This is a genomic window from Halomonas sp. CSM-2, assembly GCF_002119345.1.
In the GTDB taxonomy this organism is placed as follows: domain Bacteria; phylum Pseudomonadota; class Gammaproteobacteria; order Pseudomonadales; family Halomonadaceae; genus Vreelandella; species Vreelandella janggokensis.
Genome location: NZ_NBYR01000023.1, coordinates 36214 through 53609, shown reverse-complemented (window position 1 = coordinate 53609; position 17396 = coordinate 36214). Strand labels below are relative to the sequence as shown.

Here is a 17396-nt window from a genome sequence, read left to right as displayed (position 1 = left end):
AAGGAAATGTTTAACTCAACTTTCCTTCCTGCTATTTGCCTAACCTACTGACAAACCGAGGTTTTTACACCTCATTCACCGCTGGCAACGCTGGGCGTCCCCGGCAGCGGATGCGTACTTTACGGCTTTGCTGACGAGGACGCAAGGGGCGTGCGGAATTTTTTAACTTTTCGGTTTTGCCTTGCGCATGACGGCCAATACAGGACCAGAGAGCACGTAGGTACCAAACAGCAAAAGCAGCATGACAGACGGCTCAACGGAAATCATCACAAAGCCCAGCACCACGGCTAGCAGGACCACGAAAGGCACTGGTTTTTTGAAGTCGAGGTCCTTGAAGCTGTAATAGCGAATGTTGCTGACCATCAGCACGCCAGCCGCCGCCACAACCACCAGCATCAACAGTTTGAAGCCAAAAGCATCTGCGTCGAAGCTATGGAATGTCCATACGCTCGCCGCCACCAGCGCCGCGGCTGAGGGGCTGGGCAAGCCGATAAACCATTTTTTGTCCACGCTACCAATCTGCACATTAAAGCGCGCCAAGCGCAGTGCCGCGCAAGCAACGTAGAGAAATGCCACCACCCAGCCTGTTTTACCAATGTCCTGCAGAATCCAGGTAAAGGCGACGAGCGCGGGCGCCATGCCAAAAGAAATCATGTCGGCAAGACTGTCGTATTCGGCACCAAAAGCACTTTCTGTATTGGTCATACGAGCAACTCGACCATCTAGCCCGTCAAGCACCATGGCAATAAAGATGGCGACGGCCGCCGCTGTAAAGTCACCATTGATCCCCGCCACCACGGCAAAGAATCCTGAAAACAGCGCCGAAGTAGTAAACAAGTTGGGCAGCAGGTAGATACCCTTGCGGCGAACCTTTTTGCCATCTTCAACCGCTTCTTCAACCACTTCCGTGTCGCGCAAGAAGGCTGCTGCCAAGTCCTCATTGCCGCCTATTTCTGATTGGTCAGCGGTATCTGGTCGCGTACTGCCTGCCTGGTTTTCGCCAGAATGATCTGAACTTGGTTGCTCTTGATCGCGAGCGTCCTGGGTCATAGGTCTCATCCATTAAAAGTAAATCACGGGAACAGTGATCACTTTCATTCTACACGCTGAAGACTTATCAGCCAGTCAATTGCGCCCGAGCGTGCCTTAAACAATCGCACCATAAAAAACGGGGCGCGCCAGTGCGCACCCCGTTAGCCTTCCCTGTGGTGTTAATGACTTACCACCATCAGTTTTTAGACTTATCAACCAGTTGATTAGCGGCGATCCATGGCATCATGCCACGCAGCTTGGCACCCACCTGCTCAATGTCGTGCTCGGCATTAAGGCGGCGACGCGCGGTCATTGAAGGATAGTTGCTGTTACCTTCGTTGATGAACATCTTGGCGTACTCACCCGTTTGAATACGTTTCAATGCATTGCGCATGGCGGCACGCGACTGCTCATTGATGACCTCGGTGCCGGTCACGTACTCGCCATACTCCGCGTTATTGGAGATGGAGTAGTTCATGTTGGCAATGCCGCCTTCGTACATCAGGTCGACGATCAGCTTGAGCTCGTGCAGACACTCAAAGTAAGCCATTTCTGGTGCGTAACCCGCCTCTGTGAGGGTTTCGAAACCAGCTTTTACCAACTCAACGGCACCACCACATAACACTGCCTGCTCACCAAACAGATCCGTTTCGGTCTCGTCTTTGAAGGTAGTTTCAATGATGCCGCTGCGGCCACCGCCTACACCCGCCGCATAGGAAAGCGCCAATTCCTTGGCACTGCCCGATGCATCCTGATGGATAGCGATCAGATCAGGAATACCGCCACCTTTTACAAACTCAGAGCGTACAGTGTGACCCGGCGCTTTCGGTGCAATCATGATCACATCGAGATCTTTACGCGGTTCAATCTGGTTGTAGTGAATGTTGAAGCCATGGGCAAACGCCAGAGTGGCACCCTCTTTCAGGTTCGGCTCGACTTCCTGCTCATAGATAGCCTTTTGATTCTCATCCGGCGCCAGAATCATCACCACATCGGCGGTTTGGCAGGCTTCAGGAACAGTAGCGACTTTCAGGCCAGCGCCTTCTGCCTTGGCCGCCGACGAAGAACCTTTGCGCAATGCAACGGTGACATCGACACCTGATTCTTTCAGGTTGTTGGCGTGGGCATGCCCCTGAGAACCATAACCAACGATGGTGACTTTCTTGGCTTGGATAAGGGACAGGTCACAGTCTTTATCGTAATAAACGCGCATGGCAATACTCCAAAAATGGGTTGAATCAGCAGTTTGAATAGCGTGTGGTTCAGCGTTGATGGCCACCCGTGCCGTCTTCTGCAGCACTGGGATTCGTCATTGGAGTCACTCTACGACAGCATCACCGTTGCGTAAAACGCTATGTTTGCAACATACTATTTCATTTTATGAAATACTCTCGAGGATACTGGCCTGCCATGGACTTCCGCTTACTCAAACATGTGGTCACCCTGGCCGAGACGCTGCATTATGGTCGCGCCAGCGAACTTTGCCACATCAGTCCGTCAACACTCAGCCGCTCGATTCAGCACGTTGAAGCTGAACTTGGCACTCGCCTGTTTGAGCGCGACAACCGTCATGTCACGCTGACCTCGCAAGGCTTGGCGTTTCATCACTACGCCAAAGACACGCTGGAGCAGTGGGAAACGCAAAAGCGCACCCTCGCGGCCACCACCGAACAGCTGCGCGGTGAAATCAGCATTTACTGCTCGGTCACCGCCAGCTACAGCTTTCTCTATGAGTTATTGAGCGATGTCCGCACGCGTCATCCGGGCATTGAGCTCAAGCTGCACACCGGCGACCCCGCCAACGCCATGACCCGGGTGCTGGATGGCGCTGACGATATGGCGATTACACCGCGCCCGCGCATACCGCCTGGCGCACTGGCCTTTAAATCGCTCACACGCTCGCCGTTAGTATTTATTGCGTCCAACGAGACACAGGACTGGCTACCACTCGAACCCGAAAGCTCGACCGCTGCGCAGTGGCAACGGGTGCCCATGATTCTGTCTGAAGCGGGGCTATCCAGGGAGCATACCAATACCTGGTTCAAGGCATTGGGAATCGCACCGCGGATTTATGCCCAGGTGGCCGGACATGAAGCCATCGTCAGCATGGTAGGCCTGGGTTTTGGCGTGGGCGTAGTGCCGAAAATTGTACTGGATAACAGCCCGCTGGCCGGGCGGGTTCAGGTGCTGAACGTGAAACCTGAACTCCCTCACTACGATGTTGGGTTATGCGTACTCAACCGACGTTTAAAAAATCCCATGATCGACGCTTTCTGGGCAACCGTCAGCGCCCGGTAAAAACCTTCACCCATGAAAAAGGCCGCCCAGAGAGGGCGGCCTTTCGACCAGAGGCATTCGTCAACAGAGCTGCCTACAGCGACAGCACCTTGTCGCCGCGGGCAATACCCGACACCCCGGTACGCGCCACTTCCAGAATACCCACCGGTGCCATGGCCTGAAGGAAGGCATCCAGCTTGGCGGCATCGCCGGTGATCTGTACCGTGTAAAGGCTCGGCGTGACATCGACCACCTGGGCGCGGAAGATATCCACCGTGCGCTTCACCTCGTCACGCGCGGCGCCTAGCGCTTTCACCTTCACCAGCATCAGTTCACGCTCGATATGGTTGCCTTCGGTGAGATCCACCAGTTTGACCACATCAATCAGTTTGTTGAGGTGCTTGGTGATCTGCTCAATCACCCGGTCATCGCCCACCGTCGTCACTGTAAGGCGCGACAGCGACGGGTCTTCCGTGGGTGCGACGTTAAGCGTTTCAATGTTGAAGTTTCGCTGGGAAAACAGCCCGACCACACGTGACAGCGCACCCGGTTCGTTTTCCATCAGAATCGAGATGATATGACGCATCAGGTACGCTCCGTTTTAGACAGCAGCATGTCGCGCATGGCGCCCAACGGCACCTGCATCGGATAGACGTGCTCAAAAGGGTCGACCTTCACGTCAAGAAACACCAGCTCGTGCTTGTCAGCAAACGCCCGCTCCATCGCCGGTTCCAACTCATCAATGGTTGTCACGGTGATCGCGGTGAACCCATACGCCTCAATCAACATATGAAAATCGGGCAGCGACTCCATATAGGAGTGGGCGTGGCGCGACTTGTAGTTCAAGTCCTGCCACTGACGCACCATGCCAAGCGAGGCATTGTTGAGATTGACAATCTTGACACCGACACCGTACTGCTTACAGGTCGAAAGCTCCTGCATCATCATCTGAAAGCTGCCTTCACCGGTGACGCATACCACGTCATCGTCCGGGAAGTTCTGCTTGATACCCATGGCAGCCGGGAAGCCAAATCCCATGGTGCCCAGCCCCCCTGAGGTAATCAGTCGGTTGGGTTTATCAAACTTGTAGTATTGCGCCGCGAACATCTGGTGCTGGCCCACGTCGGTGGTCACGTAGGCCTCACCGCGGGTCACCCGGCAAAGCGCTTCGATTACCTCCTGAGGCTTGAGGGCTTCCCCCGTGCTGGACGGCTCGTAAAGTTTGCCTTCACGGTCGGCGCGCCAGTCATCAATCTTCTGCCACCATTCCGTCAGTGCTTCCGGATGCGCAATTTCCTGCCCCTGCACCAGACTAATCATCTCATTAATGACACTTGAGGCCGGGCCCACAATCGGCACATCGGCGCGTACGGTCTTGGAGATGGAGCTTGGGTCGACATCGACGTGAATAATCTTCGCCGTTGGGCAGAACTTCGACGTATTGTTCGTCACGCGGTCGTCAAAACGCGCACCAATGGCGATGATCAGGTCCGCATGATGCATCGCCATATTGGATTCATAGGAACCATGCATCCCCAGCCAGCCCAAACACTGCCGGTCACTTTGAGGGTACGAGCCAATCCCCATCAATGTGGTGGTTATCGGAAAGCCCAGTTGCTTGACCAGGTCGGTCAGACCGTCGCTGGCCTTACCCAGCACGACACCGCCGCCGGTATAGAATACCGGGCGCTTGGCCTTGAGCATCATCTCGACGGCTTTCTTTATCTGCCCTGTATGGCCTCGGGTCACCGGGTTGTAGGAGCGCATCTTGACCTTCTTCGGGTAGACGTACTCGTAACGCTCGGTGGGTGCGGTCATGTCTTTGGGAATATCGACCACGACGGGGCCGGGACGTCCAGTGGCCGCCAGGTAGAAGGCTTTTTTTAGCACTTCCGGGATTTCGGATGGGTGACGAATCGAGAAGCTGTGCTTCACAATCGGGCGGGTCACACCGACGATATCGGTCTCCTGGAAGGCATCATCGCCGATCAGGTGACTCATTACCTGCCCACACAGCACCACCATGGGAATCGAGTCCATATAAGCGGTAGCAATGCCGGTCACGGCGTTGGTGGCACCCGGGCCCGAGGTCACCAGCACACAGCCGGGCTTGCCGGACGCGCGTGCATAACCGTCGGCTGCATGGGTCGCCGCTTGTTCGTGACGCACCAGAATGTGCTTCACCTTGTCCTGGCGGAAGAGCGCATCATAGATATGCAGCGCCGCACCGCCGGGATAACCATAAATGTATTCGACGCCCTCATCTTGCAAGAAGCGGGCAATCATATCTGCGCCGGAAAGCAGTTCCACAGTGTTTCTCCCCTGAAGGTCTCGAGTGCGATCCGCAGACAATTCTACGGTGTCGAGTGCGGCGGTATGCCGCTGCCAGCCATCGCTGGCACCTGATGCCAAACCCTGGCATAAGGCCCGGTTAGGGCCTGCACTCTTATCACGGCAGTTCGCCGTGTCGGGGCGTTGGCCAGGTCGGGCGGTTAGCCCAAGCCCGGAAGTCCTTCGGCGGGTAGAGGCATTCGCCTACCCTTCGCGCGGGGACTGGGGATTACCCGTTGGTTCCGCGCCCGCAAATCAGGAACCCTCAAGATTCCATTAGCATCCTCAGCCTGTCAACCTTCGATCCAACGAAAGCCGACAAACAGGTTATTTGAAAGCAAAAAAAGCCCCGCTGACATCGTCAAGCGGGGCTGATAGGCAGAGAACCTTATATTAAGAGAACACTAATTTACCATCGGCCGCACTGATATGAATGGTGTCGCCGGGTGAAAATTTGCCGGCCAGCAGATCCTGGGACAAGGGGTTCTCGATACGGCTTTGAATCGCCCGCTTGAGCGGCCTTGCACCATATACCGGGTCAAACCCCACTACGGCTAACTGTGCCAAGGCATCGTCACTGATTTCCAGACGTAACTCGTGCTCAGCAAGGCGCGCTTTCAGGCGCTCAAGCTGAATGCCGGCAATCGCCTGAATCTGCTCTTGGCCAAGCGCGTGGAACACCACCACTTCATCGATACGGTTGATCAATTCAGGCCGGAAGTGGTTACCCACCACCTCCATGACGCTATTTTTCATCACTTCGTAATCACTGTCTTGATCCTCACCAGCGCCTCCGCCCATACGCTGGATAATGTCCGATCCCATGTTGGAGGTCATGACGATCACGGTATTGCGAAAATCTACCGTGCGGCCCTGACCGTCGGTCAAACGCCCGTCTTCCAGCACCTGGAGCAGGATATTGAACACATCAGGGTGAGCCTTCTCTACCTCGTCCAACAGCATTACCGAATAGGGCTTGCGGCGCACCGCTTCAGTCAAGTAGCCGCCCTCTTCGTAGCCCACGTAACCGGGCGGCGCACCGATCAGACGGGCCACGGAGTGCTTCTCCATGAACTCCGACATGTCGATACGCACCATGGCTTCCTCGGTGTCGAACAGGTAGTTGGCCAGCGACTTGCACAGCTCTGTCTTACCTACCCCGGTGGGGCCGAGAAACAGGAACGAGCCGTTCGGGCGGTTGGGGTCAGCAAGACCGGCCCGTGAGCGACGCACGGCGTTGGCCACGGCCTCGACCGCTTCATCCTGGCCGATTACCCGTTCGTGCAGCGCCTCTTCCATACGCAGCAGCTTGTCCCGCTCGCCTTCCAGCATCTTGGCGACCGGAATACCCGTCCAGCGGGAAACGACCTCGGCAATCTCCTCCTCCGTCACGTTGGAGCGCAGCAGTTGATGGCTTGAGGTATCCGTTTCGCTGTCGGCGCTTTCAGCGATTTTCTTCTCCAGCTCGGGTATCTTGCCGTACTGAATCTCCGACATGCGGCCCAGGTCACCCTGGCGGCGGGCCTGTTCAAGATCGATACGGGCCTGTTCCAGGTCGGCCTTGAACTGCGCTGCCCCCTGAATACTGGCCTTCTCGGCTTTCCAGATCTCATCCAGATCCGCGTACTCGCGCTCCAACTCTTGGATCTGGTTGTTGAGCGCTTCCAGGCGTTTTTTGGTCGCCTCGTCGGTCTCTTTCTTAAGCGCTTCGCGCTCCATCTTGAGCTGAATCAAGCGGCGGTCGAGCTTATCCATCTCCTCAGGCTTGGAATCCAGCTCCATACGAATACGCGAGGCTGCTTCATCGATCAGGTCGATGGCTTTATCGGGCAACTGGCGGTCGGTAATGTAGCGAGTGGAGAGTTTTGCCGCGGCAATAATCGCCGAGTCCGTGATATCGACGCCGTGGTGGACCTCGTAGCGCTCCTTAAGGCCACGCAGAATCGCCACAGTGTCCTCTTCCGTCGGCTCGTCGACCAGCACCTTCTGGAAACGGCGCTCAAGCGCGGCATCTTTCTCGATATGCTGGCGATACTCATCCAGGGTAGTGGCGCCCACGCAATGCAACTCACCGCGAGCCAGCGCCGGCTTAAGCATATTACCCGCATCCATGGCGCCTTCGGCCTTGCCTGCGCCAACCATGGTGTGCAGCTCATCGATGAACAGGATCACCCGGCCTTCTTCCTGGGAGAGCTCCTTGAGCACCGCTTTCAGGCGCTCTTCAAAATCGCCGCGGAACTTGGCCCCCGCCAGCAACGCGCCCATATCCAACGACAGCACGCGCTTGTCTTTCAGGCCTTCTGGGACTTCGCCATCGACGATCCGCTGCGCCAGACCTTCGACAATGGCAGTTTTACCGACACCGGGCTCACCGATGAGAACAGGGTTGTTCTTGGTGCGACGCTGCAGCACCTGGATGGTGCGACGAATTTCGTCGTCGCGGCCAATCACCGGATCCAGCTTGCCGTCCAGCGCGCGCTGAGTCAGGTCCAAGGTGTACTTGTTGAGCGCCTCACGCTGGTCCTCAGCGTTCGGGTCGTCCACCTTGGCGCCCCCGCGCAAGCTATCTATGGCGGCTTCAAGCGATTTGCGGGTAAGCCCGACCTGCTTCATCAACTTGGTGATGGCGCTGTTCATTTCCAGCGCGGCCAGCAGCACCAGCTCGCTGGCAATAAACTGGTCGTCACGCTTCTGCGCTTCGCGGTCGGTCAAGTTGAAAAGCTTGACCAAATCCCGCGAGGGCTGCACCTCGCCATCGAACTGGCCGACCTTGGGCAAATCGTCAAGTTGCTGAACCAAGCCATCGCGCAGGCGCGAACTACTGCCCTCAGCTTTTTCGACCAGGGCCTTGATGCCGGTATCTTTGGTATCCAGTAGCGCCAGCAGCAAGTGAGCAGGCTCAAGCTGGTTGTGTCCACGGCCAACAGCCACTGATTGCGCCTCGGCAATGGCGGCCTGAAGCTTGGCGGTAAATTTATCAAATCGCATAGTTTCCTCCTGGGGGTGGCCGCGCGTTTGGACGTACGGCGTATCCCGATAACCTGTCATCATCGTGCTAATCACGATTAGATTGACTAGTTAAATGGCGTCAGCGCCAGGAGGTTTCAAGGGGAAGTGTGACCGTCTGCTGATTTACTTGATCCAGATCACGCTCGCCATTCTGCCGGTACGGCCGCCGTCTCGACGATAGGAGTAAAAGCGTGACTCGCAGGCAGTGCAGAAGTGACCGCCGCTGATGTGATGAATCCCCAACGCCTCAAGACGAAAGCGGGCCAACCGGTAGAGGTCAGCCATGTGATGCCCCAGACGATAAGGGCTGTGGTCGAACGCATCCGCCGTTTCAGGCTGAGCTGCCACAAAGGCCCCGTAGACCTCGGGGCCCACTTCAAATTGCGCGTTCGATATCGCCGGGCCCAGCCACACCAGAATATCGTCTGGATCACTGTTCATCGCTGAGACCGTGGCTTCCAACACGCCCGTGGCCATGCCACGCCAGCCCGCGTGGGCAACCGCCACCTGGGTCCCCGCTCGGTTGCAAAACAATACCGGCAGGCAGTCGGCCGTCAGCACCACACAGGCGTAGCCGCGGTCATTGGCAATCGCCGCGTCAGCCTCTGGCGCATCACATTGATACGCCTGCTGAACGCGCGCGCCATGGACTTGATTGAGCCACAGCAATGGACGCTCATCACCGAGTTCTTTTTCAAGTAACCGACGACACAGATCAACGTGGTCAGCGTTATCACCGACATGGGCAGCCGGATTGAAGGCAGCAAAATCACCTTGGCTGGGCCCCGTTTCCCGGGTGGTGACAAACGCCCCCACGTTAGCCGGTGCCGGCCAATCAGGCACCAACAGCGTGGGCTTCAGGTCAATGGCATCGCTCATTGCATGGTCTCGCTATCGTCGCGCAGGTAGTCCAACAACATTAGTAGATCATCAGGCAGGCCTGCGTGGAAAGTCAGTGTTTCGCCGCTAACAGGGTGGATAAATCGCAGCTTGCGCGCGTGCAGCGCCTGACGGGGAAACTCGCGCAGTATGTCTTTTAATGGACCAGCAGCGCCAGGCGGCAGCTTGGCGCGCCCGCCATAGAGCTGATCACCAATCAGCGGGTAGCGGGCGTGGGCCATGTGGACACGGATCTGGTGAGTGCGCCCGGTTTCCAGCTGGCAGCGAACGTGCGTATGCGCACGAAAGCGCTCCACCACACGAAAATGGGTCACCGCCGGTTTGCCTGAGGCGTTCACCGCCTGGCGTTTACGATCTTTGGGATGGCGTCCAATCGGTGCATCGATCGTGCTGCCCGCGATCGGCTTGCCAATCACCACGGCATCGTACTGGCGGGAAACAGTGCGCGCCTGTAGCTGCTCAACCAGAGCGGTTTGCGCGGGCAGGGTCTTGGCCACCATCATTAGCCCGGTGGTATCTTTATCCAGCCGGTGGACGATGCCTGCCCGGGGGACTTCCGCCAACGCAGGATGATGATACAACAGGGCGTTCAACAACGTGCCATCCGGGTTGCCCGCCGCCGGGTGAACCACCATCCCCGCTGGCTTGTTGACCACCATCACCGTCTCGTCTTCAAAGACGATATCCAGCGGGATCGCCTGAGGCTCAAAACGCGTATCTTCCTCGAGTGTTGCTTGCAGCACGAGCGTCTCGTAACCGTGCAACTTCGCCTTGGGTTTGGCTTTTTCGCCATCGACCGTCAACGCACCGGCATTGATCCACGCTTTCAAACGTTCACGAGAGTAATCACTGAACAACTCGGCCGCCGCTTGGTCCAAACGGGCACCTGCCAATGACGTTGGCACGCGTTGCGTCGCTTCAACACTGCGAGGCATAGGATAACTTCCTTTAACGACACCCCGGCAATGTAATACGAAGCCTGCGTTTTTTGCCGAGGTGATTTATAGTGGGCTGACTGTGACTTATTCTACCATTTCTACTCATGGCCATCGTCGCTTTTCGGTGATTGAGGCTTGTTTGCAACGAGGATGATGATGCGCGCTTTTTCCGCTGCCAACCGCTTTGGCGTGTTTGCTTTAAGTTTTGCTCTACTGGCTGGGTGCGCCAGCAATGGCAACAACGACACAGCCTACGACGATGACGAATACGCTGGCGTTGCCGAGCGTGAACTCTACGAACGGGCGCGCGATGCTCTTGATGCGAACCGCTTCAATATCGCGGTAGAACGCCTGGAGGCGCTGGACACCCGCTACCCGTTTGGCGAGCACGCTGAACAGGCCCAGTTGGAGTTGATTTACGCCTATTACGAGAATGGCGACTGGGAAGAAGCGCGCGCCGCCGCCAGCCGATTCATTCGCTTGCACCCCGATCACCCTCAGGTCGATTATGCCTATTACCTGCGGGGCTTGTCTGCCTGGCAGGCAGGGCGTTTCAGCCTTGAGCGCCTGCGCTTGATTGATATCTCCAAGCGCGACTTAGGCGCCACACGTGATGCTTACAGCGATTTCCGTGAGCTGATTCAGCGCTACCCACAAAGCGAGTATGCACCGGATGCTCAGCAGCGAATCGTGTACCTGCGTGAATTGCTCGCTCGCCATGAACTCCATGTGGCCGATTACTACCTGCGTCGCGGCGCCTATCTTGCCGCCGTTAAGCGCGGTCGCTGGGTGATCGAAAACTACCCTGAATCCAACGCCACTCACGATGCACTTGCCACCATGATAGAAGGCTACCAGGGTCTGGAGATGGACGACAGAGCCAACGAAGTGCTCGCGGTTCTGCGCGACAATGCGCCCAACCATGACCAGCTAGAAGGCAATCGGTTTGTACCCAAGCATATCGATTAGCGTATCGCGTATTCGCCATGTCAGGCGTTGACATGAGCTAGCAAGAAAGCTGTACAAGTTTTCTTGCTAAACCGCCATTTTAAAAGCCACGCATTCGCGTGGCTTTTCTTTTTATACTTATACTTATCAATTAGTTAACAAAAAACCACGCTAAATCCGCCGCCAATAGTTGTACAAAAGCTATATAAATGACTAATATCCTCGTACCAACATGATCAAGCATCTAAACGGTGCCTAAGGAGAAACTCAATGCTTTTGTCAAACTCACGGTTCACGGGAACCAAGATCAGTACGCGTCTTACCCTGGGGTTTTCGGCACTCCTTGCGCTTCTCGTGATATTGACGGGCATTGGTATCTACCAGGTCAACCAGATTGACCGCGACCTCGCAGTCATCAACGACGTCAACGGCGAAAAGCAGCGTCACGCGATTGACTGGCGAGGCAGTGTCCATGACCGCGCCATCGCGCTGCGCGACATTGTGCTCACTGGCGACGGCAACATTGCTGCGCTTCAGGACACCATGCAGCGTTTGCAGGACAACTACACTAGCGCCTCAGCAGGCATGCAGAGCGTTATCGCCAACAACGCCAGCCTACAGGGCCAAAACAACAGCGAAGAGCAAAACATACTCAGCCGTATTGAAGAGCAAGCCGAGTCGACCCGTACGCTCACCGACGAAGTACTGGATGCCCATGCGCAAGGAAATTATCAAGCGGCTGAGCAGTTACTGCTGGCTGAAGCCGGGCCTGCCTATGCCGAATGGCTCAACCGCATCAACCAGTTCATCGATTATCAGGAACAGCTGAATAACGCTACCACTGCGTCCGCTCGCGATACCGCATCCGGCTTCCAGATGCAGATGCTCGGCCTGACTGTATTCGCCTTGCTTGTAGGCGGCTTTATTGCGGTCTTCATGACCCGTCAGCTGATGCGTGAGCTGGGCGCCGAGCCCCATGAAGTCAAGGCGTTTGCCGAAGCCATTGGGCGTGGCGAGCTGGATAGCCAAGGGCGCTTGAAGAAGGGCGACAAGCGCAGCATCATGGCCTCTCAGGTGGAGATGGCGCGTCAACTGCAGGGCATCGTCGCTGACGTTCGGGCATCAGCCCAGGCGGTCGCCAGCAACAGCGAGCAAATTGCCGAGGGCAATAACGACCTGTCATCGCGTACCGAGCAACAGGCCAGCGCACTGGCAGAGACCGCCTCGGCCATGGAACAGCTCAACAGCACCGTCAAACTCAACGCCGACAACTCCGAACAGGCCAGCCAGGAAGCGACCAGTGCTTCCCGTACAGCGACACAAGGCGGTGACGCCGTGCGTCAGGTGGCTGACACCATGAACGATCTCAACAAGAGTTCACAGGAAATCGCCGGGATTATCTCGACCATCGATGCCATCGCCTTCCAGACCAACATCCTGGCGCTGAACGCTTCCGTTGAAGCGGCCCGTGCTGGCGAACACGGCCGCGGCTTCGCCGTGGTGGCCGAAGAAGTTCGCAAACTTGCCCAGCGCAGTGCCGACGCCGCCCGCGAAATCAATGATTTGATCTCCAGCAATCTTGAGCGCGTCAAGCACGGCAATGAACGTGCCGCCGACGCCAACAAGTCCACCGAAGAGATCGTGGCGGCAATTGGCCGGGTCACCGACATCATGAAAGAAATCAGCCATGCCAGTGCTGAACAAAGTGCCGGGGTGCAGGAAGTCGGCCAAGCGGTTACCGAGATGGATCAGGTCACCCAGCAGAACGCTTCCCTCGTACATGAAAGTGCCACAGCTGCCAACAATTTACGTCAGAATGCCCATAAACTGATCGACTCCATGTCCATCTTCAAGCTGCCTACTAGCGGCTCAGACCACACGATGGCCTTGGCCTCGTCTCAGACCACCGCTAACACTATGCCAGCCGCCTCTCGAGCCGCATTGCGTCAGCAGCAACAACCTCAGCCAGAGTGGGAAAGCTTCTAGGCAAAGGCCCCCTGTCTTCATTGCCACGGATAGGCACTCACCAAAAGAAAGGCTCCCAATGGGAAGGGAGCCCACTATTCAAGGCCCTCTGTGCTGAGGCGAATATGAAACCCACCCAAAATCTTATCGTGTTTTTCCTGCTGCCCGTCTTGATGTTCGTTGTTCCTGCCTTTGTGTTGGGCATGCTTGCCCTGGGCATTGCCCGAGAACAGTTCCTCGACCGTCACCAGACGCAATCAAACGATCTTGCCAGCCTGGTTGAAATGGCAACCTTCGAGCGCCGTCTCGGCGCCCTTCACGAACGCCTTAGCCACGTTCTCGTTGAAGCCGACAACGACCAGCTCAGTGCGTTTGATAGCTATAGCGAATACAGTCAAATTCACCTCAAGCTGAACGAAATGGGCGAGCGTATCGAGCATTTGGCGTCTTCGGGCCTGATTGATGGCATGCATGCCGAAAGTGCTGAAACGCTACTGGTCGCTTTTCAAAAATATCGGCGTTTTATCCAAATGGCCAACGAAGCCGCCACGCTTAATCAAGCAGACATCGGTTTTTTGATGCAGGAGGCGGAAAGCAACTTCAATCGTTTCATGATCCTCACCCAAGGTACCTTTGAAACACTCACCGAACGCGCCAGTGAACGTCATCAACAAACCTTCCATACCCTGAGCCGATCTATAACTACCCTTGCCTGGCTGGGATTAGGATTATTGAGCATACTGGTCGTCGCCGCTGTCTTTGCCGCTTGGCGTATCAACCGTCGACTGGTGATGGTTGGTGACGCCATCCTGGCGCTTTCCAACACGCACCAAGCATTACCTGACTTTGCCGATATCCAACACCTTAGCCAACGTCAGCGAGGGCCACTGAAGCGCATTGCCTCAGCACTGCTATCGTTTCGAAAAACCGAGCAGCAGCGTCGTGAGGCCGAACGCAAGGTACACCGACTGGCCTACTACGACAGCCTCACCCAACTGCCTAACTGGCAGCTAATGAAAGAGCACCTTCAGCATTCCCTGGACACCAACCAGCAGACAGAGACCTACGGCGCGTTGCTATACCTGGACGTGGACGACTTCAAACGCATCAATGACAGCTGCGGTCACCGGGCAGGCGATAGCCTGCTTCAAGAACTTTCCCGGCGGTTATCGGCCCTTGGTATCGAAGGCGCAACCATTGGACGAATAGGCGGTGATGAATTTGTCATGATTGTGGATGGATTACCGGCGGATCAACTGAAGGCCGCCGAGAAAACCGAGCTGCTTACCGAGAAACTCCATCACGCTCTCGGCCAGCCTTATCTTTGGGAAGAAAAAGAGCACTTCCTGAGCACGAGTATTGGCGTAGTACTGTTTGGCGACGCAGCGCATAGCGTCGACAACCTTTTTCAATACGCCAACGCGGCTGCCCACCTTGCCAAACAGTCAGCTCCCAACGGCCTGAGGTTTTATGACCCGGCGGTGCAAGCTGAACTAGAAGCCAGGACCGAGCTGGAGCGCGACCTGCGCTTGGCCATTGAACGTCAGGAATTCATACTCGTTTATCAAACGCAGGTCGATAGCACAGGGCGGGCGATTGGCGCGGAAGCGCTGATTCGGTGGGAACATCCGCAGAAAGGCATGGTATCGCCAGGGACTTTTATCCCCTTGGCCGAAGAAACCGGACTGATCGTACCGATGGGCCAATGGGTGCTCGAAACCGCTTGTGAGCAGCTCGTTGCCTGGGCCGACGATGAGAGCACCGCGCATCTGACGCTTGCGGTCAACGTCAGCGCCAAACAGTTTCAGCAGCCCGATTTTGTCGATAGCGTACGTTGCGTACTCGCCAGGAGCGGCGCTCTGCCACAACGGTTAAAGCTGGAACTCACCGAAAGCATGATAATTGGTAACGTGGACGATACCATTGCCCGCATGCATCAGCTTAAAGCGCTGGGGATCAGTTTCGCCATGGATGATTTTGGTACCGGTTATTCATCGCTCCAGTACCTTAAACGACTGCCGCTGGACCAGATCAAAATCGATCAGGCGTTTGTCCGCGACCTGCATAAGGACGCGGACGATATGGCGATTGTGCAAACCATTATTGCCATGGGGCAGGCACTGGGTTTGAACGTGATCGCCGAAGGCGTAGAAACCCAGGAGCACTGGCGCCACCTCAACGATCACCAGTGCCATGCCTACCAGGGTTACTATTTCAGCAAACCGGTCTCCGCTGTCGAAATGGTAAAGCGGAGTCTGGCACCACCGCCGATACTTGACTAGGTCTCGGAATGCCCGGCTACTCGCCGGGCTGCCAGCCATTAACGATCGGGTAGCGCCGGTCGCGGCCAAAGCCACGCGGGGTGACCCGCACACCAACTGGTGCCTGTCGCCGCTTGTATTCGCAGCGGTCAACCAGCTTGACGACCTGATAGACATCCTCCCGGGCAAAGCCCGCCGCAATGATCGCTTCGGCACTCATATCGCCTTCGATATAGCGAGCCAGAATGGCGTCGAGTACGTCATAATCGGGTAACGAGTCGCTATCCTGCTGATCAGGTGCCAGCTCGGCGCTGGGCGGGCGTTCTATGACGCGCTCGGGTATCGCCGGTGACTGGGTATTGCGCCAGCGCGCCAGCCGGCACACCCAGGTTTTGTATACGTCCTTGATGGCGTTGTAGCCGCCCACCATATCGCCGTAGAGCGTGGCATAGCCCACGGCCATTTCGCTTTTATTGCCGGTGGTCAGGACCATCAAGCCCTTTTTATTGGAGATCGCCATCAGCAGCACACCACGGCAACGCGACTGCAGATTTTCCTCGGTAGTATCCCGCTCGGTGCCCGCAAAGCTTTCCGCCAGTGTGCCCATGAACGCCTCCACCATGGGCTCGATGGGCATGATGTCATAATGCACGCCCAATAAGCGGGCCTGCTCGGCGGCATCCTGCTTGGAGATGTCAGCGGTGTAGTGGTAGGGCATCATCACCGCCTGGACCCGTTGCGGCCCCAGTGCATCCACGGCAATCGCCAATGAGAGTCCCGAATCGATACCACCGGAAAGGCCCAGCACCACACCATCAAACCCGCTTTTATTGACGTAATCGCGCACGCCGGTTACCAGGGCACAATAGAGACTTTCTTCGGGCTCAACTTCAGGCTCTATCTCCCCGGGTTGCGGCTCCCAGGTCGCGGCACTGGTTTGCAGTAACTGCACCGGCATCAAGCCGACCTCCCAGTAAGGCGCCAACACCTGTAGCTGCCCCTGGGCGTTGAAGCAACAGGATCCGCCGTCAAATACCAGCTCGTCCTGGCCGCCAATGGTATTGACGTAGACGATGGGCCGCTCGACATCCTGAGCACGCTGCTCGAGCAGGCGAAGACGTTCACTGGGCTTATCCTGATGATACGGCGACGCATGCAAGGTGATCAGCACTTCAGCGCCAGCCGTTGCCGCGGCTTTGATCGGCGCGCCATCCCACAAGTCTTCACAGATGGCGATGCCCAGTTTCACCCCTTTGTGCTCATGCACCAGCGTCTCGGTGCCCGGTGTGAAATAGCGCTGCTCGTCGAACACCTGATAGTTGGGCAGCGCCTGCTTGGCGTACTCGGCCTCCCATTGGCCGTTGTACAACAACCCCGCCAGATTATAACAGTGGCCTTCCCGTACACCGGGATACCCAATGATCACCAGCACGTCCGGCGACATCTTCTCGGCCATGCGGGCACGCGCTTCACGCAGACGCGTTTCCATGGACGGACGCAGCAGCAAATCTTCCGGCGGATAACCCGACAAAAATAACTCGGGAAACACCACAATGTCGGCACCGTGCTCAATGCGCGCTTCTCGCACGGCTTCAATGGCGCGTGCGGCATTGCCGGGAATATCCCCCACCAAGGGGTCGAGTTGAGCCATGACCAGCGTTAAATCTTGCATGGGCGATAAAATCTCTTGAGAATCTTTTAGAATGGAGACACACCATCAATACGCATTGTCCCG

At 56.6% G+C, this 17396-nt stretch carries 12 protein-coding genes; 4 read left to right on the top strand and 8 right to left on the bottom strand.

What is annotated here, in order from left to right:
- Positions 1 to 162: 162 nt before the first annotated feature.
- Positions 163 to 1050 carry a CDP-diacylglycerol--serine O-phosphatidyltransferase gene (pssA, locus tag B7L15_RS17195; protein ID WP_085920146.1) on the bottom strand — a complete coding sequence of 296 codons (888 nt, stop codon included), beginning with the start codon at positions 1048 to 1050 and terminating at the stop codon, positions 163 to 165.
- Positions 1051 to 1228: 178 nt separating this feature from the next.
- On the bottom strand, positions 1229 to 2245 hold the full coding sequence (gene ilvC / locus B7L15_RS17190) for a ketol-acid reductoisomerase (protein ID WP_085920145.1): 1017 nt from the start codon (positions 2243 to 2245) through the stop codon (positions 1229 to 1231).
- Positions 2246 to 2442: 197 nt separating this feature from the next.
- Between ilvC and ilvY the strand changes: the two genes are divergently transcribed.
- Entirely contained in the window at positions 2443 to 3330 is an 888-nt protein-coding gene (ilvY, locus tag B7L15_RS17185; RefSeq protein ID WP_085920144.1) for an HTH-type transcriptional activator IlvY, read from the top strand.
- Between the two features lie 73 nt (positions 3331 to 3403).
- Here ilvY and ilvN read toward each other — a convergent pair whose 3' ends face one another.
- The 5 genes from ilvN to rluD all read right to left on the bottom strand — a co-directional run bounded on the left by ilvN (position 3404) and on the right by rluD (position 10484).
- Positions 3404 to 3895, bottom strand: a complete 492-nt coding sequence (gene ilvN / locus B7L15_RS17180) for an acetolactate synthase small subunit (RefSeq protein WP_066316765.1) — start codon at positions 3893 to 3895, stop codon at positions 3404 to 3406.
- On the bottom strand, positions 3895 to 5619 hold the full coding sequence (locus tag B7L15_RS17175) for an acetolactate synthase 3 large subunit (RefSeq protein ID WP_085920143.1): 1725 nt from the start codon (positions 5617 to 5619) through the stop codon (positions 3895 to 3897). The genes ilvN and B7L15_RS17175 overlap by 1 nt, the downstream gene beginning before the upstream one ends.
- Positions 5620 to 6033: 414 nt before the next feature.
- Positions 6034 to 8628, bottom strand: coding sequence for an ATP-dependent chaperone ClpB (clpB, locus tag B7L15_RS17170; protein ID WP_085920142.1), 2595 nt, complete (start codon positions 8626 to 8628; stop codon positions 6034 to 6036).
- Positions 8629 to 8772: 144 nt separating this feature from the next.
- Complete coding sequence (gene pgeF / locus B7L15_RS17165; RefSeq protein ID WP_085920141.1) at positions 8773 to 9528, bottom strand: peptidoglycan editing factor PgeF; 756 nt, start codon at positions 9526 to 9528, stop codon at positions 8773 to 8775.
- On the bottom strand, positions 9525 to 10484 hold the full coding sequence (rluD, locus tag B7L15_RS17160; protein ID WP_085920140.1) for a 23S rRNA pseudouridine(1911/1915/1917) synthase RluD: 960 nt from the start codon (positions 10482 to 10484) through the stop codon (positions 9525 to 9527). The genes pgeF and rluD overlap by 4 nt, the downstream gene beginning before the upstream one ends.
- Before the next feature lie 159 nt (positions 10485 to 10643).
- Between rluD and B7L15_RS17155 the strand changes: the two genes are divergently transcribed.
- The 3 genes from B7L15_RS17155 (at position 10644) to B7L15_RS17145 (ending at position 15682) form a co-directional block, all read left to right on the top strand.
- Positions 10644 to 11456 (top strand): outer membrane protein assembly factor BamD, encoded by an 813-nt coding sequence (locus tag B7L15_RS17155; RefSeq protein ID WP_085920139.1) that lies wholly within the window; start codon positions 10644 to 10646, stop codon positions 11454 to 11456.
- Between the two features lie 249 nt (positions 11457 to 11705).
- On the top strand, positions 11706 to 13421 hold the full coding sequence (locus tag B7L15_RS17150) for a methyl-accepting chemotaxis protein (RefSeq protein ID WP_085920138.1): 1716 nt from the start codon (positions 11706 to 11708) through the stop codon (positions 13419 to 13421).
- A 104-nt stretch (positions 13422 to 13525) separates the two neighbouring features.
- Entirely contained in the window at positions 13526 to 15682 is a 2157-nt protein-coding gene (locus B7L15_RS17145) for a putative bifunctional diguanylate cyclase/phosphodiesterase (protein WP_085920137.1), read from the top strand.
- Between the two features lie 16 nt (positions 15683 to 15698).
- Here B7L15_RS17145 and B7L15_RS17140 read toward each other — a convergent pair whose 3' ends face one another.
- On the bottom strand, positions 15699 to 17333 hold the full coding sequence (locus B7L15_RS17140) for an NAD+ synthase (RefSeq protein WP_085920136.1): 1635 nt from the start codon (positions 17331 to 17333) through the stop codon (positions 15699 to 15701).
- Positions 17334 to 17396 lie beyond the last annotated feature (63 nt).